Below are 21,468 nucleotides of genomic sequence, written 5' to 3' on the forward strand. Positions count from 1 at the left end.
GCGCTTCACACAGTGACAAAGCGAACGTCGCACCGCAGCCACTCGAGGCGTACCTCGTCGCCAGATCGGAAGATCTGCTGTCCCGCCGCGACGTGCTCTCGCACAATCAGCACGCTGCTTCCGGCGCGCACATAATATTTCCGCAACGGGCCAGCATAAATCATGTCTTCGACAATGCCGGTGACGAATTGGCGCTGGTCCGCATCGGCGCGCTTCGGAGCCGAGGCAGCAGCAACGTAGATACGTTCCGGCCGGATCATGGGCACGGTACCGGACGGCCGCGTGGCATCGGATTCGACCTTGAACCCGGGATTTTCGAGGATGTTTGCTTCGCCCAAGAAATTCGCCACGAATCGCGTCCTGGGCCGGTCATAGAGGGCTTCCGGCGTGTCTGTCTGCTCGATTTCACCGGCGCGCATGACCACGATACGGTCCGATAGTGTGAGCGCCTCCTCCTGGTCGTGCGTCACACATATTGTGGTTTTGCCAAACTCCCTGTGCAGGCTCTTGAGTTCGCCCTGCATCTGCTCGCGAAGATTGCGGTCAAGGGCGCCCAGTGGCTCGTCTAGCAGGAGAAACGGAGGATCGGCGATCAGGGCTCGAGCAAGCGCCACGCGCTGTTGCTGGCCACCGCTCAGTTGCGATGGCATGCGGCTGCCAAAATCCGTGAGGTCGACGCGCCCAAGCATTCGGTCGACCTGTGTTGCTCTCTCGGCGGCCTTCACGCCGCGCATTTCGAGCGGAAATTCCAGGTTCCGACGCACGGTGAGGTGCGGAAACAGCGCATAGCTCTGGAAGACAATGCCCTGGTCGCGCCGGTAGGACGGCACCGAGCCGACCGACTTCCCAGCAATGAGGATGTCTCCCTCGGTCGGCGCGACGAACCCGGCGAGCAGCATCAGCGCTGTGGTCTTGCCCGAACCGCTTGGCCCGAGAATGGTCAGGAACTCGCCACGACGGACTGCAAGTGACAAGTTCTTGACCGCAGCGACGGCCCCATACATCTTGGTGACGCTGCAGAATTCAATCTGCGGCGGACTCGGGGTTTTCTCCAACGCTTCATCCTCAACAATGGGCAGGGTGATGTTTTTGAGATGCAAGGTCACGCTAGATCCTCGAATACGACCGGCTCGGCCAGATGCACTGCTTCCCAATCGCTAGGGTGCGGATGAAGCGGCTCCGTCAACGGTTTCGGAGATCGGGAAGGCGGCCGACTGGTTCGTTGCCGCCCTCACCACATACCGGCTGGTCGTGGATCACTGAAGAATCCACTCGTTCCAACGCTGGATAACCCGATCGTTGTTTGTCATGCCGTCTGATCCCACCTCAGCGTACCACTTGGAGTTCACTGTTATGCTGGACTCCAGGTAATCTGGGTGGCTAGCGAATTTTCGTCCGATATTCTCTGGCACCAGTTTGTACGCGTTTCGGTTCGTTGGACCGTAAGGCATGAAATGCAAAAAGGCTGCCTGCCGGTCAGCGCGGGTGATGAATTCAATGAATCTCTGTGCGTTTTCCGGATTCGGGCTACCCTTCGGGATACACCAGCTTTCCCAAGTCATCTTTTGCTGGTTTCGATTGATCTCAATCGGCGCGCCTTGGTCGATCAATGCAGTGGCCCGGCCATCGTAGCAGTCCGCCAGGTCGACAGCCTGATCGTGCAGCATCTGTTGGATCTCGGATCCGGTCTCATACCATTTGCGAATGTTCGGCTTGATCTTGTCCAGACTTGCGAACGCTCGATCAATATCCAAAGGATAAAGGGCGTCAGCAGACACACCATCCGCGAGCAGAGCTTCCTCCAGCGGAGCCTCTAATGAACCGGACGGCATCGTACGAACTCCGGGATACTTGGCGACATCCCAAAACTCAGCCCAAGTGGCCGGACGCGGCTTGCCAACTGGGAACTTCTCGGTGCTGTAGACCATGCATAGCGCGTAAACAATCGACCCGACACTGTACGGAGTTTTGGCGAAGTCCAACATCGCGTCCAACTCGTCTTTTTTATAGATGGAGTAATCAATCTCTTCGAGGTAGCCCTTCCCTTCAGCTTGGAGTTGCGTGGATGGGCCAATGGGGATCACATCAACCGAAACGCTATTGGTCGAAACCATTAGCTCAAGCTTCGCCATGCTGGCTTCTTCGGAAATCGGGGTCACTTTGATTCCGGTCTCGGCTTCAAATGGCTTTACATAGGCTTCAATACATGCCTTTGCGTAATCGCCACCATTGAGTAAGACTCTCAGTTCGCCCGGGGACTGAGCAGCAGCGCGGCGGGATTGGTAAGACATCGCACCTACCGCGACGGCGGATGCCGCATGGATGAAACGTCTCCGGTTTATTGAGTGGGTCATTTTAGGCTCTCCCTCATTGCACCCGCCAGTTGACGGGAATGTGTTGTTGTCGCGGTCAGTCGTGCGGCGCAGTCTGGAACAGGCAGCGCTGTCTCGACGAGGCTTACCCAATAGCCGATGCCATAAGGCAGGGCTTCGTCGTTGAAGTCATACGCCGGGTTGTGCAATCCGGCGGTCGGGCCATTACCGAGATTAATATAAGAGCCAGGTCGCGCCTGAAGCATGTACGCGAAGTCCTCCGCGCCCATGCTGGGTCGCTTCCTATCGTTAACGCACTCAGATCCGACGAGACCACATGCCGCCTTTATCGCCATATGAGTTGCTTCCACGTGGTTTACCATGGAGGGTTCGAGCCGCCGGTGCTTGAACTCAATATGCGCGCCATAGGCTTGCGCGATTCCTTCGGCGCATTTGCTGATCTGTCGTTCAGCAGAGTCTCTGAGCTCAGAGGTAAGGGACCGCACGGTGCCGGATATCTCCACATATTCTGGAATAATGTTGTACGCCGTACCGGCTTCTAATTTGGTGACAGATACAACGAGCGACTCGAGCGGGTCCGTGCCACGCGAGATCAAAGTCTGCAGGCCGAGGATGATTTGTGCGGCAATAACGATGGGATCGATGGTACGATGCGGGCTGGCTGCATGCCCCCCCCTGCCCTTCACCACAATGTCGAACTCATCAAGAGCGGCAGCGGCAGGACCATTGCAAATTGCGAACTTGCCAACTTCCAGGCCCGGTGCGTTGTGCATCCCAAAAACTTGGCAAATCTCGAACCGGTCCATGATGCCTTCCTGGACCATCCTTTGACCGCCCAGTCCATCTTCTTCCGCCGGCTGAAAGATTAGAGCAACGGAGCCCTTGAAGTTGCGCGTCATTGCCAGGTATTTCGCCGCCCCCAGCAGCATGGCCGTGTGACCGTCATGACCGCATGCGTGCATCTTGCCTGGTATTTGCGACGACCAGGGCTTGTTCGAGGCTTCTCGAATCGGCAGTGCGTCCATGTCGGCCCTTAGCCCGATCGTAGGTCCGACTCCGCCTTCGCCCTGAATCAGGGCGACAATACCGGTTTCAGCAATCCCCGTTTCGATATGATTGATTCCGAATGAAGCCAGCTTTTCGGCCACAAAACCAGCTGTGTTGTGTACTCCATATCCGAGCTCGGGATTCTGATGGAGGTAGCGGCGCCATTCGGCTGCCTCATCCTGAAGCTCCCGGAATGTGTCAACACAGTGCATCTGTTGTTCCCATAGGATAGGCCTTGAGCCGACTTGGCACTTTCATATAAAATCAATCTTCCGGTTTCCTCCGTCAAATGCAGTTTGTATATCTGCGTCATCTAGAATCGAGATGACGCAGAAACGCACCATCGGCCCAAACGTGATGTTCGAGACCGTGCCGCTTTATCCGTGTGTTCTATCATTCGCTTCGCAAAGAGGGGTTACTTCCTGCATCGATGCGCCATGCCAAGCAGCGCTCGACATGCCTCCGAACAAATCGACGCGAGTGATGCTGACGGTTTTAGCACGTCTTGCGGAGGTGCTCTGATTCCTGAAAACTGGATCGTTCGAAAGCGAAGTTTTCCGCGGTAACATGCCTTGGCTGGGAGGAGCGTAAGACAATGAAGGCATCGAGTTCTCGGACACGCAGAAGGAGTTCATCTTGAAGCAGGGGTCGGATGGGATTCCGGTGGCGAAGATCTGTCGTCGGACATCAGCCTTGCGACCTACGTCAACTGGAAAGAAGAATACGACGGACGACTGCCGACCCAGATGACGCAGTTGAAGCAGGTCCATGACGCGAATGGCAAGCTCCGGAAGTTGGTCGCCCGATCTGTCACTGGACATGCGATGCTGCAGGACGTGATCCGCCGAAAACTGCGAGGCCTTGGTTGCAAACGCGAGTTGGTGGTGGACACATGAATGGGACGTGTAGATCCGGCGGCCTGCCGAGGTTCTGGATTCACACGTCGACCTACCATTACAAATCCCGCCGTCGCGACCAGGCCGGAACCCGGGCTCGGATCAGGTCACGCACCGCGATGAGCGTTCTCGGCTTATGTAGTCGGCTATAGTAGCCCGGTTTTCGAGGACACTTGGGAACTTGATCTTGGTCGATTTCGTCCGTTGATGCGCACTGAGGCTCAAGGGTTCAGTGGTCGTCCAAGGAGCGCTACCCCATCGTCGGCGTCGACATACACCCCGGATTTTACAGCGCAGACGATGGACGTGGTAGGCGCGCGAATATCAATGGAACCAGCCGACAGCGAACTCATCGGATGCAGGATGCCTACAAGATCTCCTTGCTTCACTTCATCGAGCACCGAGCAGCGAGGTTCAAAGATTCCCCGCGCGGGGGACTTCAGCCAGTCAGACGACAGCGTCTCAAGTATCTGGCTAGACTTCTGTTGACGGAACATCGGATACTTTGCTTGCCCTTTGACAAGTCCAAGGGCGATGAAGGCGTTACGTACTCCAGCTTCGTAGATCGCGAGATCTTCGGCGCCGACCGCACCTCCGCCAAGTTCAGCGCAAACGAATACCTTGCCGTTGTTCTGAACAAATGTATCGAACATTCCAGGCGTCTCGTCGTTTTCCCACACCAATGTCACGGGGAACCTGAATGCGTCTGCCATCCGCAGCGTCCTGGCCATGAGATCGGCATCAGCAATAGGATGCGTTGTGCTCGCCGGTGGAAATTCCCACAGGGGTCCGAAGCTATGCAGATCCAATACTGTGTCGGCCATTGGCACCAACAGGCGGGAAACCGCATCCGCGATGCGTTCGGTTACCGATCCGTCGGCGCGGCCCGGAAACACTCGATTGAGATTCAAGCCGTCGATGGGCGTGTTACGGCTCCAAGCCTGAACGGCCAGCGGATTGAGCTCTGGTACGATGATGACCCTTCCGCAGGTTTGCGCTCCGGGCAGCCAGTCAATAATCCGTCGTGCGATAATTGGCCCTTCCAATTCATTGCCATGACATCCGCCAGTGACAAGGAGGCGCGGTCCGGCCCCTTTATTGAGACTGAAGACGGGAAGCGAAAGAGCTTCGAAGTCGGCGCCTTTGGAGACGATAAGATGCCCTGTGCTCATGCCAGGCTTGTCGAGGTCGATCGTAAGGTGTGATGTCTTGCTCATTGCTTCAGCCGCCGATGTAAATTGAAATAGCGATTAACCAGTAGGCTTCGTGCTCGCCTTGACCAAGGTACGACGCCGGTGCGCTATCCCGGTTTCAATGGGATTGATGATTAGTACCGGCCGAAGCCAACCGTTTGCTCGGGGACACACCGTATTATGTACCCCTGCCCGATCTCAGAGTTCCGATGGAGATAGCGGCAGCCGTTCGGCTGCCTCTATGGGTAAGCTCCGGCCCTCTTTCATGCACGATAGAGCGTGTGAGGTGTGGAGCTGAGTATTTCCGCGCCCTGCTCTGTCACCACGACGTGCTCACTGGTTCCAAACAGGTGGCCACTTTCTCCGCACAGGATGATTGGCATATGCAAGGTCATGTTTGGCTCGAGTATGTCCGTAGCTCCGGGCTCAAGGCTGATGTTACCGCGCTCCACCCAGTTGATGCCTGTTTGGTAGCCGACCCGGTGATTAAGAAACTCAGGACGCGCACGTCGCTTGAGCACCTCTCGTCCAGCGTAATCAACTTCACCGGCGGTTGCACCTGGCTTAATGGCAGAAATAACTGCCTCTAGAACTTCAATTGAGAGGTCGTGAAGAAGTTCAGTCTCGGCATGTCGACCAAGTACGGCGCTCCGGACCAGACCACAAGCATAGCCGTTCTTCACGCCACCAAGTTCCATGAAGGCTGGCTCGTTGTTTCTGATCGGATGCGGCTTAGGGCTTCCGTGCGAAAGTTTCGTCCGCTCGCCAAACAGCAGAGTTGAGGATGCCGCCCGTACTACACCTCCTGCCTTCTCGACCTCCCGGTCAATGTTCGCAGCCACTTCCGCTTCAGTGACGCCATCCCGCAGGCACTGCTGGAATGCTCTAACGGCCACATCGGTCATTTCCATTGCGAAGCGCATGGCTTCGAGTTCCACGTCAGTCTTTACAGCTGCCACCGTCGCTACCAGACGAGTCGCGTCAGCAAATTTCATGTCGGGAAGTTGCGCTTGAAGCGCATTAACGTCTGCTGGCGCAAGACCCCAGCAGCCGAGCTCAAGCCCAATCCTGCGCCCCTTCAAGCCGAAACGCCGAATAGCATCGGCGCACACCGGGGCAAAATCAAACTGCTCTCTGTAAGGAAGTATTTCCTGGACACAGCTGCTTGGACGAACGCCACCCAGTTCATACTCGCGGACAACGAAGGTCGGCTTTTGTCCCGGTACGAGAATCAAAGGGAACGGCATGAAATATGCCCCGCGCGCGTCATATCCGCTAAGATACTGGAGGTGGCCGTGAGCGGTTACTAAGAGGGCGTCGAGGTTGGCTCGTTCCATAGCCTCGAACACTTTCTGCTGTCGCCGTTCATACTCAGTATATGGGAACGGAAGGCCTGTCTGTGGAACAGCTGAAGACCCAGTAGTCATAGATCACCTCAATTGCTTACTTGTTGTTTGGGGGGCGAGCCGCGACCGGAGATTCGGTGACAATCCGAATGCACGGCCAATTCATATCTTTTCTCGGCGAAGATTCCCTCTTAACAGTGGCTTGCGTCAAATACGGTTTTTATATTGTAGTCATCTGGCCATGCGATGGTGCTCGGAACGGCCCGCCATCGCCGGCATCGCCGGCGGGCTCATCGACATGAGCTGCGTGTAGATATGTAGGACCTTGCGGGACACATCCGTTAATCTCCGTTTGCGAGAAGGAGGAAGGACGGTGTTTCCAATCAACAAGGATGAGCGCGATACACCGCCAGCTGGGCATTCTCGATCGCGCCAAGAAGTCCGGATCGGTAACGGTTACGCGCCGCTATTTCGGGATCGGGCGTTCAAGCTTCTATCGATAGCGAGAAGCATATCGTCGACACAGTGTCGAAGGCCTGATCATCCGACAACTTCGTACGTCCGCACCACGCGCCCCACGTAATGTGGCATGTAGCTGTTCAATATTCTCCGATGCTCTGGGAGACGTAGCGTTTGTGCCTCTTCCTTTTGCACCCCATCACATCGTCAAACGGAGAGCGGACTGGGTAGTCGCGGTTCGCATCGAGGAGCCAGGCGCCCATCTTCCCGAAAAAGTCTGTGCTGAGCGGCGAACAACGCTGGGCTCACCGAAAGCAGAATGAAAAGAGTTATGCCACAGAAGCGACTCTTATTGGGTCGCGACCCAATATATCGCGCAGAATCTGAAGAACGGTGGAGAGTTCTCTAAGATCCCTCGGCGCGCCAAGGCAGATGCGGGTTGCGCCCGGGTCACCGTTACCCACCGCGAAGGCGATGGGTGGAGTTACCAGTATGCCGCGACCTCGCGCAGCGGCAGCAAATCGATCCGCGGACCACTCTTGCGGCAACGGCAACCACCCGTAGAAAGCTGGGAACGGAAGTTTTGCCGCTTTGGGAAAGACGTCCATGAACACACGGTAACGCTCCAGCGCCTGCCGGCGACGCTCACGCAGAAGTTCTTCCATCTTGCCGGTTTCGATCAGCCGCACCACGGCCTGGCTCAGCATGGGGGCGACAAACCAGGCGGAGGCGTGCAGGAGGAGCTCGGCTTGAGCAATGTAGGTCGCCGGCCCGGTCAATGTGCCGAGTCGGAAGCCGGGCGCAACGCATTTGGAATAGGAGGTGACGTAGAAGGTGCGGTTCGGTGCCAGCGAGGCAATAGGCACAGGCCGCTCGGGGAAGAAAAAGCCGTAGACGTCATCCTCGATGACGGCGAGATCGAGTTCCTCGGCCAGTTCAGCGATGCGCCGGCGCCGGGCAAGGTTCATGGTGCGTGCTGTGGGACTCTGGAGAGTTGGCATGCAATAGAGCACCCGTGCGCCGGACGTGCGGCAGGCCTGTTTCAGGCCCTCTGGGTCTAACCCCTCCTCATCCATCTCCACAGGTACCAAGTTGAAATGGCTGGCTGCAGCGATAGCCTTGAAGCCGGAATAGGTGAAGGCATCGACCAAGATGCTGTCGCCGGGCTTTGCCACCAAGCGCAGCGCGGTGTCGATGGCGTGCTGGGCGCCGTTGCACAGGAATAGCCGTGCCGGCTCGACGGTGAAGCTGTTGTCTGACAGCGAAGCGGCGATGATTTCGCGGTGCCGATGGATGCCACCGTGGGGGTGGTAGCCCAGCAACGGTGCAAGATCGCGCTCGCAGACCACCTCGCCAAACAGCGCGGACAGGATCTTGGTTTCGCTCCCCTTGGCGGGTACATTCAGCGCTAAATTGATTTGTTCTTGTATTGCCGCCGGCTCGGCGCGGGCGGTTGAACGGCGACGGACGAAGGTGCCCTGCCCGACATGGCCGCTGACGATGCCGCGCTGCTCTGCCTCCTGATAGGCTTTGCTCACGGTGCCGACAGAAAGACTAAGCTCTCGCGCTAGGTCACGGTGCGGCGGCAGTCGGTCGCCATCCGACAGCCGGCCGTCGGCTATGTCCTGCTCCAGAGCATTGACCAAGGCAAGGTAGCGCGGCCCCTCAGAGGCGAGCTGCCGTGGTCGCCAACCCGACAGTCTCTCATCCATGCTCCGCGCCCCTTTTCCTTCCCATCTTAACCCCTGCTAGACATGAAGATGGCCAACATACTTTCGTACAGTGTAGGACTCTAGACCCTCGATGCCGCCTTCGCGGCCCCAGCCGCTGTCGCCGATTCCGCCGAAGGGGGTTTCTGGGATCGTCACCACCATCTGGTTAATGCCGATAACGCCCACCTCCAGCTTCTCCGCTATGCGGTTAGCAGTCGCGGCGGAGCGGGTGAAGGCATATCCGGCCAGACCGTAAGGCAATGCATTCGCCCGTGCGAGCGCCTGTTCTATGTCATCAACAGGTTGTACCAGCGCAAGCGGGCCAAATGGTTCCTCTGTCATGGCCCTTGCCTGGTCGGGAATGTCCGCCAAGATGGTGGGTCTATACATCAGTCCCGTCCCCTTCAGTCGTTCACCTCCGGCTACCAGCCGGGCCGAATGGGAGAGGGCGTTGGCGATTAGGTCATCCATGGCAGCGATACGGCGGGTATTTGCGAGGGGACCCACCGTGGTGCCCGCTCGCAGGCCGTCGCCCACTACCTGCTTCTCCACGAAGGCACGCGCGTGTTCAAGGTACTCTTCGTAGATCGGGCGTTCGACGAAAAATCGCGTCGGCGAGGTGCAGACCTGGCCAGTATTGCGCAATTTGATGGCCATCGAGAGCTCCGCCGCGCGCTGAATTTCAGCATCTTTCGCGACAATCACGGGCGCGTGGCCGCCCAGTTCCATGGTGGCCACTGTCAGGGTCTCTCCTGCTAGTCGAGCGAGGTGACGTCCCACCGGAGTAGATCCGGTAAAGGAGATCTTGCGGATCACCGGTGAACGAATGAGGTACGCGGAGACGTCCGCGGGCACACCGAAGACCACGTTCAGCACGCCTTTGGGCAGCCCTGCATCGGTGAGCGCCCGCGCTATTTCTAGCGTTGTGCCCGGCGTTTCCTCAGCCGGCTTGATGATGCAGGTGCAGCCAGCGGCAAGAGCAGGAGCGATCTTGCGCGCGGGCGTCACTGCAGGGAAGTTCCACGGCGTGAAGCAAGCGACGGGGCCAACCGGCTCCTGTGTGACCGTCTGGCGCATATCGGGCAGGCGCGCCGGAATAACGCGGCCGTAGCTGCGCCGCCCCTCTTCTGCAAACCAGTCAAAGAACTCTGCCGCGGCGGTGATCTCACCTTTCGCCTCCGCCAGAGTCTTACCTTCCTCCAACGTTAGCACCGTAGCAATGTGGTCTAAACGCTCGCGCATCAGGTCAGCGGCCCGGCGCAAGATCTGCCCACGCTCGTAAGGCGAGGTGCGCTTCCAGCCCTCAAAGGCCCGGTTTGCCGCCGCGAGCGCGCGGTCAAGCTCTGCCGTTCCGGCGTGCGGCAGTCTGCCGAGGGGCTGTTCTGTGGCAGGATTGAGAACGACTTCGCTCCCAGCATTGGTTTCCTCGATCCATTCGCCGTCGATGAGCAGTGCCAGTTTCGGATACATAATTTATTCCTTGGACAGAGTAAGGTGCGCTCAGACGCCAGTAGTCTGAAGTCCCATTGGAACCGATCCCTTGAGTCGAAGCAGTTCTTTAGCGAGTCGTTAATGTTGGCGCGGCTGCCAACTGTTGATGCAGTTTGTCTGCATTGCAGCCGCTGGTTATCTCTACATCCGAGAGCCGATGCGGGCTCCAGCACGAAAGCGCAAATCTCTTGGATGATAGAATTAGAACGCATGTTGGCTCTCCTTAGGCGTTGGCCCAACGAGCTAGGCCGGCGTCGGCGATGATCTTGGCAATGGCCGCTTTCTGTTCGTCTGCCAAGGGCAGCAGCGGCAGGCGCGGACCACCGGCGTCGCGGCCAAGTTGGCTCATGGTCTCTTTGATGGCCGCGTAATAGGCCCCGGACTGGAAGCAACGGTAGAAGGCGAAGACGTCGCGGCCGAGGTCATCCAACGCCTTATCGCCAGTTAGCGCCTTGTCCCAGTAGTCGCGGATCAATGGCCCGGCGATCTGGTGCGCCATGGCGACGACTCCATGAGCGCCAACGGCGCGGGCCGGAACGATCATGGTCTCGTAGCCGACGAAGACACGAAGCCTGTCGCCAACGCGCTGCACAAGCTCACTCACCTGAGTAATGACGCCGGAGCTGTCCTTGATGGCGACCACGGTTGGCAGGGCGGAGAGTTGCTCCACCAGGGCCGGGGTGATGTCGATGCCCGCGCGGCGCGGGCTGTTGTATAGCATCAGCGGCAGCGACGTGTTGCGGGAGATGTGCTCGAAGAAGGCCACGATCTCACGCGGGCTCGGCATGGCGTAGATAGGTGGCAGGATCATTCCGCCCGCGCAGCCCGCCGCCACGGCCGACTGACACGCTTCCAGTACATCCTCGACACGCAGGTCGGCGACACCTGCCAGGACAGGCGCGCGGCCGGCCACATGGTCTACCGTCAATTTGTAGAGGCACGCGCGCTCGGCCTTGGTGAGAGCATAGAATTCCCCGGTGCTGCCAGCCGCTACGACGCCCCGCGCGCCATTGGCAATGGCGTCGTCGATGAGCGCCTTGTACCGGGTTTCATTGATGGAGCCATCGGCTCCGAAGGGGGTTACGAGAACGGGGAAGATGCCACCCCAGTCTGCACTGGCCATGATTACTATCCTTGAGTTGGAGATATGGTTGAACGTGCGTCCGCCGCGGCCGCAAGCGGACCGAGAAGGCGGGCCTGTTCCGTGAAGCGTCCGACGAAAGCCGCGAGCCTAGGGTTGACACCCGACAGCAGGAGTTCGCGCGGAGCGCCGCTGGCGGCGACCACGCCCTGGTCCATGAAGACCACCCGATCGGCCAATTCATAGGCGAAGCCGATCTCGTGGGTGACGATGACCATGGTCATCCCGTCGGCGGCGAGTTGGCGGATGGCGGCGAGCACGTCGCCCACCAGTTCCGGGTCCAGCGCCGATGTCGGCTCGTCGAACAGCATGATGGTGGGCTGCATGGCGAGCGCACGGGCGATGGCGATGCGCTGCTGCTGGCCGCCCGACAATTGTGACGGGTATTTGTGCCCGGCGTCAGGAAGGCCCATGCGGGTGAGAAGCTCGCGAGCCCGTGCCTCGACCTCGGCACGAGGCACCTTCTTCACCACCAGCGGGGCTTCGATGATGTTCTCCAGCGCGGTGCGGTGGGGGAACAGGTTGAAGTTTTGGAATACCATCCCGGTCTTGATGCGCACCGCGCTAACCTGCGCGCTGGACAGCTTCAGCCGTCCGGTCCTGGTGCGGCGGAAAAGAGGCTCGTCCTCGAGGATGATCTCGCCCTGGTCAGGCTCCATCAACAGGTTCATGCAACGCAGCAGCGAGGTCTTGCCCGAGCCGCTGGCGCCGATCAGGCAGACCACCTCCCCGCGATGGACGTCAAGATCGACGCCGCGTAGTACATGCTGCTTCCCGAAGGACTTCTCGATGCCGCGTACGCTCAGTACTACTTCGGTGGATGTTCCGGTCATCACGCGGCCTCCTTGCGCTCGAACCGGCGCGAAAGAGCGCTGAGGGGGAAAAGGATGAGGATGAAGATGGCGCCGATGACGGTGTAGACCTCCATTGGCCGGTACGTGAAACTGGCTATGTAGCCCGCCTGATAAAGCAGATCGGGGATGGTCAGCACCGAGAGGAGCGTTGTGTTCTTGAGCTGAATGATAGTCTGGCCCACCAGCGGTGGAACCATGCGGCGCAGTGCCTGCGGCAGGATGATCCGCTTCATGCGCTGAATGTACCCCATGCCCAGCGCAACGGCGGCGTCAGTCTGGCCACGGTCGATAGACTGGATACCGGCGCGCAGGATCTCGGCATAGAAGCCGCTGGCATAAAACCCGAGACCGAGGATGCCCGCCGTTTCCTTGCCAATCTGGATCTGCAGAAAGATTGGCAGGGCATAATAGATCCACATGAGCAACACCAGCAGCGGGATGTTGCGGAAGAACTCTACCCAGATTCGGCCGGTCCAGCGCGATAGTCGCCAGGGAGTGAGCTGAAGCAGGGCCACGAATAGACCGATAGCGAGGCCGATGGCACAGGTATAAAACGTGTATTTCAAAGTGATGAGCAGGCCGTAGGCGAGAATGTCCCAGTTCGCGAGGACGACAGACGGGTCAAATTTCATAGCGCTCTCCGTCAGTTGGGAAGGAATCCAGCTGCCAGCGGATCGTCTGCTTCCAGCACGAGGGTGGAAAATGCGCTGATATGAGCCATGCCCCGCACCTCGGGGACCACGGCGGGCTGTCCGTCCTTGCCCTCAGCCACCTCCACGACCTTGGCCGTGAAGGGCACCCCTAGAATGTTTTCGGCGCGGTAAGGCGCGCCAGTCGTCAACTTTCCACGCGCGTGGAGCTGCGCCAGGCGCGCTGAGGTACCAGTACCGCAGGGTGAGCGATCGAACTTATTGCTTGCCAAGATTACCAGATGTCGGGCGCCGCCCTCGATCGCGTTATGGAACAGCACACTGTCAACTTGAGGGTGGCCGCTGGCGGCGTTGAGCGCCTGCTTGATGGCTATGCCCGCGCGGCACCAGCGGCTGGCGTGGTTGATGTCGAAGGGGAGATCCATTTGGCTCGCGTCAACCAAGGCGTATGTGATGCCACCATAGGCAATGTCGCAGGTCACTGTGCCGAGACCCTCGGCTTCAACTGTTACGTCGGCGGAGGCGAGATAGGAGGGCACGTTGCGTAGCACCACTGAGGTCAACTGACCTGCCTCGAACGTGCCGGTCACATGAATGATGCCTGCCGGGGTCTCGATGGACATACCGGTTTGTTCGAAGCCTGGAGGAAGCGCACCCGTAGCGGCCAGGCTGGCGATGTAGCCAATCGTGGCATGACCGCACATGTCGGCGTACGTATACGAGAAGATGAAAAACAGCCCCTGATCTGCCTCGCGGGATGGCACGGGCACCGCCGCCGCCATGGCAGCATGCCCGCGCGGTTCGTGAAGCAGCAGCCCCCTCAACCCGTCATGGACGGCACGGAAATCGTCTCGCTGTTCGCGCACACTGTGCCCCCGCAATGGAGGGATGCCTGCGGTCACCGTTCGGGTGGGGTGCCCTGCGGTATGACTGTCGATTACGGTGAAGAGACGGCTGGTGCGCATGGTCAGCAGTACTTTCCAGACTGGGGAACCACCTTCATGTCAATGCCGCGCTCGAGCATGTAGCGGGTGATGCGCGAGCAGGCGAGACCCAGAGAGTTCTGCTGGGACATCCAGTTCGCCAGAAAGTTGGCAAACCCAGCATTGCCTGGCTCACGACGGATGCCGATGGTGGAGGGGTTGCGCAGCACCGGCATGGGTACCACGGCCTTGCCGATGCCCTTGGCATCGAGAAAGGCGGCGTCCTGGTCGGCGACTATCATGGCGTCGACCTTGCCCGACTGAAGTTCGAGGATGGCTTGGTCGCGCGAGGGGACGACGACGATGGTGGCGTTGGGGATGACCGACTCGGCGATGACTTGCATGGTACCCCCTTTCTGCACCGCGATGCGAACGTCCTTGGTGTCCATCTCGCGCCAAGTCTTCGGCTCGAAGTCGGAACGGGCAACGAGCGCCCAAATGCCCTCGACGATGGCGCCTGGCACATAATCGACGACGAGGCCGCGGCGGGGGTTGGGGTTCAGCGCCACCGCGAGGTCAATCTTTCCGGCCTGGAAGTCCGCGGCGAGGTTGCCCCAGGTGGTCTCATAATACTCGATCTGAACGCCCAGCAGACCGGCGATATCCTTGCCCCAGTCTACGAAGAAGCCGCTCCATTCGCCGGTGCGCGGGTCCTTGATGTAGCCCGGCTCCTCCGCGACCATAACTGGAAAATGCAACTTGCCACTCGCTTTGATGCGGTCGAGCACCAGGGAGGGGTCTTCGGCTCGAGCCGGCATGGAGGCCGGTCCGAGTAGGGTGGCCACACTCACGGCGGCCGCGACAATTGCACTTACCCAGCGTTTCATTGAAGTCTCCTCCGTCCTATTGGATTATATCAATTTGCGAATGCACTATATCATTTCTAGAGGCGTCGCAAGATTAAACCTTGCGCTCGGCTCACGTCACCGCACACGATAAGGAGCGCAGGAGAGCCGGGGAGCCTGTCCAGCGACGAGGTCGCAAACAATGGCCGCCGTCATGGGGGCGCCGCTGATGCCCATGTGGCCATGGCCAGTGGCGAACAGGATGGCTGCATGCTTAGGATGGGGACCGATGATCGGCACGCTATCAGGCGTCGATGGTCTTACGCCCATCCAGTCAGTCACCTGGCTGATGGGTATGTTTGGAAGCATCGCGCGCGCGCAAGCCTGCAGCTTGTTGCTCTGCTTCGGATAGCGAGGCGCATCGGGTGCATCGAACTCCGCGATACCCACGATGCGCAGCCCTTCCTCCAGAGGCGTGGCGACAAAGGCCGAGGCGGCGTCGGTCACGGGGCGGCTGATAACGCTGGAAATGCCCGGCACAGTGATGTGATAGCCACGCTCGCTGGTCAGCGAAAGAGAAATTCCCAGGGAGCGCGCAAGGTCGCGACTGGCGATACCGGCTGCAATGACCACGACGTCGCAGCGGTGAGGCCCCGAGTTTGTCTGGAGCGTCACCCCGTCGATGCCGGGCTCGATAGCCAAGACCCGAGCCGTGCGAATAGCAACGCCCAATGCGGCGGCCCGCCCCATTAGGCCCTCCACTAGAGCTAACGGCGAGGTCACGTGACCGCCGCCAGGAAAGAAAATCCCGCGCTGGTAGTCGCGGGCCAATCCGGGCTCCAACCCGCGCAACTCGTCGGCATTGAGCCTCTCGAAGGCGACGCCATGGGCGGCCCGCAACTCGTCCACAACCCCGTCGAGTGCGCCGAGTGACAGGTCGCGCCAGACGTGCAGGGCACCGTTCGGCCGGAACACCCGTTTCCACTCGGTGTCGCCGAGCATATCGCGATAAAGCTCCGCACAGGGGGCGTGGAGAGCGTGCAACGCCGCATAGGCTGTCTCCCAGGCACCCCGGCGGCCGGTTCGCAGGAAGCGCACGAGCCATGGGAGGGTGCGAGGTAGCTCACGCGGCGCGAGGCGCACCGGGCCGTCGGTGTCGGCGAGCCAGCGCAGCGCACGCCACACGACACCGGGATGAGCCATGGGAAAAGACGATCCCGCAGTGTATTGGGCGCCATTGCCCCAAGAGCAGCCATGGCCGATGCGACCCTTCTCGACCACGGTGACGCGGTGCCCTTCCCGCGCCAGCATGAGAGCGCAGCTCACGCCAATTACGCCCCCTCCAATGACGGCTACGGTACGTTGTTCAGCCATGGGATATCACCTCTTTGTAGCTGCCCTTGAGATCAGCACTTTGAATACGGGGAGATGCAGGCGAACTTCACGGCCCGTCCTTTCCTCCATAAGATTGCTACGGTTCAATGCAAGCGTCTATCACCGATTGACCTATTACAGACATAACTTCCTGCAGGGTTCAACGGTATTTTTGTTGTGTCCGACGCTGCGGTGCTTGGCTTCCAACCCCTGAGCCAGACTTCCGGGAAGTTCCGGCCCAAGGCATCCATAGACCGGGCGCACTTACGTTGTGCGCAGGTCACAATCGGTGCATATCCCGACGCCAGAAGCGTGTCACCGCAACGTCAGATCGGGCCGCGTAAAGCCCAGACGAATCGCGTTCTGCTCAAGCTGAAGCTCGGAGCCGATCGACAGTGCATCAAACGATCAATCCGGCAGGACGTGGACGCAGCATGGATCGGGTGCGGGGCTGCCTTACGGCAGGAAACTTACACTCATCTCGGTGCTAGATGACGACAATATGGAAACTGCATTTGACGCAAGCTGCTACATGATTGATCCTTGATTGAATGAAGTTGCGAACCTGCACAAGCTGCGTACCTGCGGCGTTTCGAACTCTGGTCCGGCAAGTACACTTAATTGAATCAAACCGTCTGCACTTGCGCGAGGATGCATGCTTCGACCTCCGCGCAAGCGAGCCTGTGCGAACCATTAGACGGAGGCGAACGCTGCGGAATGAACGGGGCGGAGGGCGCAGACGAGGACCCAGGCTCGCGAACGACTTTTGCGCCGCTCAGGAATCCGACTTTTCGTTCGATCTGGCTCGCCACGCAGGTTTCTAGCTTGGGCTGGCTGATGCAGACTGTTGCCATCAGCTGGCTGATGGCGACGATCTCGACTTCCGATCTTATGGTCGCGCTGGTACCGGCGTCATCGACGCTGCCCGCCTTCATTCTATCTGTCTTCGTCGGGGCCATCGCCGACAATTTCAACCGCCGCAAGGTCATGTTCGCCGGCCGGTGCATTATGGTCATAGCATCTGCGATGCTGGCCGCCTCTGTAGCGCTGGGCTTTGTAGACCCTTGGATGATCCTCGGCTTCAGCTTCTTGATCGCATGTGGCGGCGCCCTCAATGACCCCGCATGGCAAGCCTCGGTTGGCGATATCGTGGACCGACGCGATGTTCCCGCTGCCGTCACCCTCCTCTCCGTCGGCTTCAACACTGTCCGGACCGTAGGCCCGGCGCTCGGCGGCATCCTGGTCGCCTCGTTCGGGCTTGTGACGGCTCTCGCCGTGACCACACTCACATATCTGGTACCTCTGGGGACCATATGGCGCTGCAAATGGAAGGTTCGTTCTTCGCCTCTGCCGCGTGAGCCGATGAGCACGGCGATCTATGACGGGCTGCGCTTCACGGCGATGTCTTCGGAAATCAAGGCGGCGATCGCTCGCGGAACCCTCTTTGGCTTGGCGGGCATCGCCATACTCGCGCTGCTGCCCCTGGTTGTCCGGGATCAGCTGGGAGGAGGACCGCTCGCCTATGGGTCCCTCATGGCCGGATTCGGGACAGGCGCTGTCTTCGCCGGCGTCTCCAACGGCGTGTTCAGAAGGCGTTTGTCTCAAGAACGGCTGATGACGCTCGCCTGCATCGCCTGCGCGGCGTGCTCCCTCTCCCTTGCACTGACCTCCTCGATTGCAGTGGCGGCGATCGCGCTCGCTTTGGGCGGCGCGGGTTGGGTCACGGCCTGGTCCGGGGTTGGCGTGAGCGTGCAGCTGGCAAGCCCGCGCTGGGTCGTGGGGCGCACCATCTCGATCTATTATGCGTTGATAGACGGCGGCATCGCGGCCGGCAGTTGGGTGTGGGGTACGGTGGCCCAGAACCATTCCCTGGCCTGGGCGCTGGAGGGTTCCGCTGGTGCTCTGTTGCTCGTCACTGCGGCCGGCGTCCTGTTTCCTCTTCGCGAGCGCCACGACTCCGAGCCCGATCCTTTAGAGCAATTCAACGCCCCAGCAGTCGCCCTCAATCTCAAGCCAAGAAGCGGTCCCATCGTCGTCAAAGTCGAATATCTGATACCCGCGAAAAACGTCGATGCTTTCCTGGACCTCATGCGCGAGCGGCGGCATGTACACAGCCGCGTCGGAGCTCGACACTGGAGTCTCCAGCGCAACCTTCAGAAGCCTATGCAGTGGACAGAGACATTCCGCACCCCGACCTGGACCGACTACCTTCGCCTCAACCACCGCCTCACGACAGAGGATAGGCATCTGGACGAAAGGGGCCTCCTCCTGCACGAGGGAGAGCTTCCACCTCAATTGACACTTTTGATCGAGCGACCGACGGGCCCCGCTCGCAAAGCCGAGCACTCGACGTCTTATGTTCTCCATCGTTGACCCTTTTAGAACAGTGAGGGCCCGCGACTCCTCGCTGTGCTAGCGCTGGGCAGGAGGAGCATAACCGACCATGCTGGCCTGCGTATTTCAGTCGATCGTAAGCACGGATTTATCGCATCGTCAGCACGGATTTCGCGGGATCGTGAGCAGCCTTCTCGAAGCTTGTGGACGCTTCGTCCGAGATCTCAACCGGCTACAGGTTGCCTCGTCAGTGCAATGAGCCCAGAGATTGTCGATGCGCCGGATCAGAGAAGTTTTGCGTCTAAGGCATCTCCAGGGCCTCACCGAGCGCATCATTGCGCGCATGCTTGGGATCGGCAATGGGGTTGTGCATGGATACCTACGGCGAGCTCGCGCGACTTCGGCCCGATTGCGATCGATGTTGCGAAACAGGCGGAGGATACCAAGACATGTTCGAAGGCCCTGCTCGGGATGCGGACGGCTGGCAAGGATTGCGATGACCAAGCCTTCCGTCTGCGGTCCGATGGATGCGGCCCAGCGCCGAAAGCGCTCCGGTGTCCATTCGGCATAGCGCCGGTGGGAACTGGGCATGTGATCCGGATCGGTCCATGGCGAGGACCTCCATAGCGGCGCTGATGCACCCGCGACGCGCTTGCCGCGGTGGAAGATCTCGATGGTGCGCGCCGTTCTCGCAGATCGACCTGCTGACAAATGAGGCTGGGGGGCACGGAATCTTGAACTCGACGTGGCAATCCGTCGAGACGCCGGCCAAACGCCCGCAAACGGTGGAAGACTGGCCAAAGCCGGGCGCTCGACGGTCTCGAAGACCTGCCGGCGATGTCCAGCCGGCGCATGACATGATCGTTGATGCGTTCGAGTGCCTGGAAAATGGGGGCATTGGCCTCAGCCAGGAGAAGAACGTCCGATTGCGCAGACAAGCTGCAACTTGGGTCTGTGACGCGCGGCATTAAAAAGGTGCGATCGACCAAACAATCAAGTCGACCGCGCGTTGAAGTATCGCACGGGTCTGAGCAAGGCTAGGTGAAGTGGCGATGACATGTCCAAGAGTATCTGTATAATCGCCCCTCCTGACAATCCGGCTCCTGGGTTGAATATGAAATTTCACGTCGGCAACACCTGGCACTGCAGCCGCCCGATCGCCGCCATCAATCCAATCGAGGGTGCCATCGCAATCAGGAATTAGATGCCGCACAGCCGCAGTGTGTGAATGCCTTCCGCGCAGATCCCATTCCCCGCCGATGACAAGCTTGGTGTGCTCGGTGATGAGGTCGACACCGTAAGCCAGCTGAACCAGCCGAGGACTGGCCCCACCTGCAAGGCGCGGATTGACTTCAATCACCACTGGTCCACGCTTCGTCCACCGGAACTCAATGCTCGTGGGCCCCCAACCAAGGCCGAGAGCTTGCAAACAGCTCAGCGAAACATCGACGATGCGCCTGTACTCGTCATCAGTTAGGGGGGCCGGAAAAATCGTCTCACGAAAGACGAAATGCGGTGGGTAGCCGAAGTCAGCGGCACCAATCGCAGTGACTTCATGTCCCATTATATTAGCAATATAGAAAGGACCCTGTGCGAATTCTTCGACCAGTGTCTTCGGCGAAGACACCCATGTGTGGTTCCCGCCGAACAGATAGGCCGTATGTTCGGCTAGCTCATCGACGTCACGGCACAATCGGACACCGCTGCTGCCGCTGCCTGCAGCCGGTTTAACAATCACCGGCAGGCCGATCTCCGCGGCAGAGCTTTCCACCTCCGCCGCATTCGCTGCCAAGCGATAAGCAGGTATTGGAACGCCCGCTTCGGCGAGAAGTTGACGTTGAGCGAATTTATCGCAGCATCGTTCAATCGATGCGGGGTTCGGTCCCGGTAAATTGAAATGCCGGCACAGCTTGCCAACTGTCGCATAGAGCGACTCGTCGAGGTCCGTGAAACCAGTAATCCCAGCAATGTTATACGTCGCACGTAGCCGAGAACATTCGCGACTCAGCGCATCGAGATCGTCTGTATCGACACGGATTGCCTCAATGTCTTCCGCCGCAAGATAGTCGTACTGAGTTGGATCAGCCGACAGGGTAATTGGATAAAGGCCAAGACGCTGGGCCGCTTGGACGTATGGCAGACCAATACTCCTGTGGCCTTCAACCAGGATGAGCGCTCTTCTTGCCATCGGCTGTTGACCCTCCATTGCGTGCTGTGTGGCGGTCTGAGCGTGAACAGGCATCAGCCTTTTCACCCGTGCCTGACCTCAGATCTTGCGGCAAACGTACCACTATCGGCGAGTTGAGCTCGCAAAGATTCTGTAAATTTGTTTGAAGGATCTGTTGCAAAATCTTGGTCGCCGACGGTGCGGCCTCTCGAGGATTGGGAGGAGGTTGCGATGTTTCCGTGGATCGTCAACGCGCCGATGAATGCCGCCATCTTCGAACGCTACGTCGAAACTCAGCTCGCTCCCGAACTGTCGCCCGGCGATGTCGTCATTCTCGACAATGTCGGCTTCCACAAGAACGAGCGCGCCGCGCAACTGGTTCGCCAAAGGGGCGCATGGCTCCTGTTCCTGCCGCCATACTCGCCCGACCTCAACCCGATCGAGATGGCCTATTCAAAACTCAAGGCGAGGCTGCGAAAGAAGGCAGCCAGAAGCTTCGACGCACTCTGCGAGGCTCTCGGCGATATCTGCCATCTGTTCGAGCCAACCGAATGCAGAAACTTCTTCAAAGCGGCCGGATATGAGGCCGATTAATCGCGACACGCTTCAGCGTCCCTTGAAACATCGCAACCTCCTCCCAATCCTCGAGAGGCCGCACCGTCGGCGACCAAGATTTTGCAACAGATCCTTCAAACAAATTTAC

At 59.3% G+C, this 21,468-nt stretch carries 15 protein-coding genes and 2 pseudogenes; 3 read left to right on the top strand and 14 right to left on the bottom strand.

From position 1 onward, the window contains the following. Positions 1 to 5 precede the first annotated feature (5 nt). The 13 genes from AC0NID_RS00770 to AC0NID_RS00830 form a co-directional block, all read right to left on the bottom strand. The gene (locus AC0NID_RS00770) at positions 6 to 1,106 is read right to left on the bottom strand and encodes an ABC transporter ATP-binding protein (RefSeq protein WP_473459335.1); all 1,101 of its coding nucleotides are present in this window, start codon (positions 1,104 to 1,106) and stop codon (positions 6 to 8) included. Positions 1,107 to 1,256: 150 nt separating this feature from the next. Further along, positions 1,257 to 2,354 carry an ABC transporter substrate-binding protein gene (locus AC0NID_RS00775; RefSeq protein ID WP_473459337.1) on the bottom strand — a complete coding sequence of 366 codons (1,098 nt, stop codon included), beginning with the start codon at positions 2,352 to 2,354 and terminating at the stop codon, positions 1,257 to 1,259. Beyond that, complete coding sequence (locus tag AC0NID_RS00780) at positions 2,351 to 3,592, bottom strand: M20 aminoacylase family protein (protein WP_473459339.1); 1,242 nt, start codon at positions 3,590 to 3,592, stop codon at positions 2,351 to 2,353. Before AC0NID_RS00780 ends, AC0NID_RS00775 begins: the two co-directional genes overlap by 4 nt. Positions 3,593 to 4,497: 905 nt before the next feature. Then, a complete protein-coding gene (locus AC0NID_RS00785; protein WP_473459341.1) occupies positions 4,498 to 5,493 on the bottom strand; it encodes a succinylglutamate desuccinylase/aspartoacylase family protein in 996 nt (331 codons plus the stop codon). A 239-nt stretch (positions 5,494 to 5,732) separates the two neighbouring features. Continuing rightward, positions 5,733 to 6,896: a M24 family metallopeptidase gene (locus tag AC0NID_RS00790; protein ID WP_473459343.1), complete on the bottom strand. Its 1,164-nt coding sequence runs from the start codon at positions 6,894 to 6,896 to the stop codon at positions 5,733 to 5,735. Positions 6,897 to 7,603: 707 nt separating this feature from the next. Next, on the bottom strand, positions 7,604 to 8,986 hold the full coding sequence (locus AC0NID_RS00795; RefSeq protein ID WP_473459345.1) for an aminotransferase-like domain-containing protein: 1,383 nt from the start codon (positions 8,984 to 8,986) through the stop codon (positions 7,604 to 7,606). Positions 8,987 to 9,022: 36 nt separating this feature from the next. Then, entirely contained in the window at positions 9,023 to 10,456 is a 1,434-nt protein-coding gene (locus AC0NID_RS00800) for an NAD-dependent succinate-semialdehyde dehydrogenase (protein WP_473459347.1), read from the bottom strand. A 244-nt stretch (positions 10,457 to 10,700) separates the two neighbouring features. Next, a complete protein-coding gene (locus AC0NID_RS00805) occupies positions 10,701 to 11,600 on the bottom strand; it encodes a dihydrodipicolinate synthase family protein (RefSeq protein WP_473459349.1) in 900 nt (299 codons plus the stop codon). A gap of 5 nt (positions 11,601 to 11,605) precedes the next feature. Then, positions 11,606 to 12,451: an amino acid ABC transporter ATP-binding protein gene (locus AC0NID_RS00810; RefSeq protein ID WP_473459351.1), complete on the bottom strand. Its 846-nt coding sequence runs from the start codon at positions 12,449 to 12,451 to the stop codon at positions 11,606 to 11,608. After that, on the bottom strand, positions 12,451 to 13,104 hold the full coding sequence (locus tag AC0NID_RS00815; protein ID WP_473459353.1) for an amino acid ABC transporter permease: 654 nt from the start codon (positions 13,102 to 13,104) through the stop codon (positions 12,451 to 12,453). Before AC0NID_RS00815 ends, AC0NID_RS00810 begins: the two co-directional genes overlap by 1 nt. An 11-nt stretch (positions 13,105 to 13,115) precedes the next feature. Beyond that, the gene (locus AC0NID_RS00820; protein ID WP_473459354.1) at positions 13,116 to 14,087 is read right to left on the bottom strand and encodes a proline racemase family protein; all 972 of its coding nucleotides are present in this window, start codon (positions 14,085 to 14,087) and stop codon (positions 13,116 to 13,118) included. Positions 14,088 to 14,089: 2 nt separating this feature from the next. Next, positions 14,090 to 14,932 (bottom strand): transporter substrate-binding domain-containing protein, encoded by an 843-nt coding sequence (locus tag AC0NID_RS00825; protein WP_473459356.1) that lies wholly within the window; start codon positions 14,930 to 14,932, stop codon positions 14,090 to 14,092. Positions 14,933 to 15,028: 96 nt separating this feature from the next. Beyond that, the gene (locus tag AC0NID_RS00830; RefSeq protein ID WP_473459358.1) at positions 15,029 to 16,264 is read right to left on the bottom strand and encodes an NAD(P)/FAD-dependent oxidoreductase; all 1,236 of its coding nucleotides are present in this window, start codon (positions 16,262 to 16,264) and stop codon (positions 15,029 to 15,031) included. Between the two features lie 717 nt (positions 16,265 to 16,981). Between AC0NID_RS00830 and AC0NID_RS00835 the strand changes: the two genes are divergently transcribed. Together AC0NID_RS00835 and AC0NID_RS00840 are read left to right on the top strand one after the other, a co-directional pair. Then, the gene (locus AC0NID_RS00835; protein WP_473459360.1) at positions 16,982 to 18,637 is read left to right on the top strand and encodes an MFS transporter; all 1,656 of its coding nucleotides are present in this window, start codon (positions 16,982 to 16,984) and stop codon (positions 18,635 to 18,637) included. A gap of 235 nt (positions 18,638 to 18,872) precedes the next feature. Next, positions 18,873 to 18,995, top strand: a pseudogene (locus AC0NID_RS00840) (sigma factor-like helix-turn-helix DNA-binding protein); the annotation flags it as partial. Positions 18,996 to 19,565: 570 nt separating this feature from the next. Here the strand turns inward: AC0NID_RS00840 and AC0NID_RS00845 are convergent. Beyond that, positions 19,566 to 20,786: an ATP-grasp domain-containing protein gene (locus AC0NID_RS00845; protein ID WP_474033404.1), complete on the bottom strand. Its 1,221-nt coding sequence runs from the start codon at positions 20,784 to 20,786 to the stop codon at positions 19,566 to 19,568. 216 nt (positions 20,787 to 21,002) lie between these two features. Between AC0NID_RS00845 and AC0NID_RS00850 the strand changes: the two are divergent. Beyond that, positions 21,003 to 21,359, top strand: a pseudogene (locus tag AC0NID_RS00850) (transposase); the annotation flags it as partial. Positions 21,360 to 21,468 lie beyond the last annotated feature (109 nt).

Source organism: Mesorhizobium sp. WSM4821 (genome assembly GCF_055901555.1).

Coding starts and splice junctions, on each gene's coding strand:
- AC0NID_RS00775 (WP_473459337.1), bottom strand. CDS start 2,354: ATGACCCACTCAATAAACCGGAGACGTTTCATCCATGCGGCATCCGCC.
- AC0NID_RS00780 (WP_473459339.1), bottom strand. CDS start 3,592: ATGCACTGTGTTGACACATTCCGGGAGCTTCAGGATGAGGCAGCCGAA.
- AC0NID_RS00785 (WP_473459341.1), bottom strand. CDS start 5,493: ATGAGCAAGACATCACACCTTACGATCGACCTCGACAAGCCTGGCATG.
- AC0NID_RS00790 (WP_473459343.1), bottom strand. CDS start 6,896: ATGACTACTGGGTCTTCAGCTGTTCCACAGACAGGCCTTCCGTTCCCA.
- AC0NID_RS00795 (WP_473459345.1), bottom strand. CDS start 8,986: ATGGATGAGAGACTGTCGGGTTGGCGACCACGGCAGCTCGCCTCTGAG.
- AC0NID_RS00800 (WP_473459347.1), bottom strand. CDS start 10,456: ATGTATCCGAAACTGGCACTGCTCATCGACGGCGAATGGATCGAGGAA.
- AC0NID_RS00805 (WP_473459349.1), bottom strand. CDS start 11,600: ATGGCCAGTGCAGACTGGGGTGGCATCTTCCCCGTTCTCGTAACCCCC.
- AC0NID_RS00810 (WP_473459351.1), bottom strand. CDS start 12,451: ATGACCGGAACATCCACCGAAGTAGTACTGAGCGTACGCGGCATCGAG.
- AC0NID_RS00815 (WP_473459353.1), bottom strand. CDS start 13,104: ATGAAATTTGACCCGTCTGTCGTCCTCGCGAACTGGGACATTCTCGCC.
- AC0NID_RS00820 (WP_473459354.1), bottom strand. CDS start 14,087: ATGCGCACCAGCCGTCTCTTCACCGTAATCGACAGTCATACCGCAGGG.
- AC0NID_RS00825 (WP_473459356.1), bottom strand. CDS start 14,932: ATGAAACGCTGGGTAAGTGCAATTGTCGCGGCCGCCGTGAGTGTGGCC.
- AC0NID_RS00830 (WP_473459358.1), bottom strand. CDS start 16,264: ATGGCTGAACAACGTACCGTAGCCGTCATTGGAGGGGGCGTAATTGGC.
- AC0NID_RS00835 (WP_473459360.1), top strand. CDS start 16,982: ATGAACGGGGCGGAGGGCGCAGACGAGGACCCAGGCTCGCGAACGACT.
- AC0NID_RS00845 (WP_474033404.1), bottom strand. CDS start 20,786: ATGGCAAGAAGAGCGCTCATCCTGGTTGAAGGCCACAGGAGTATTGGT.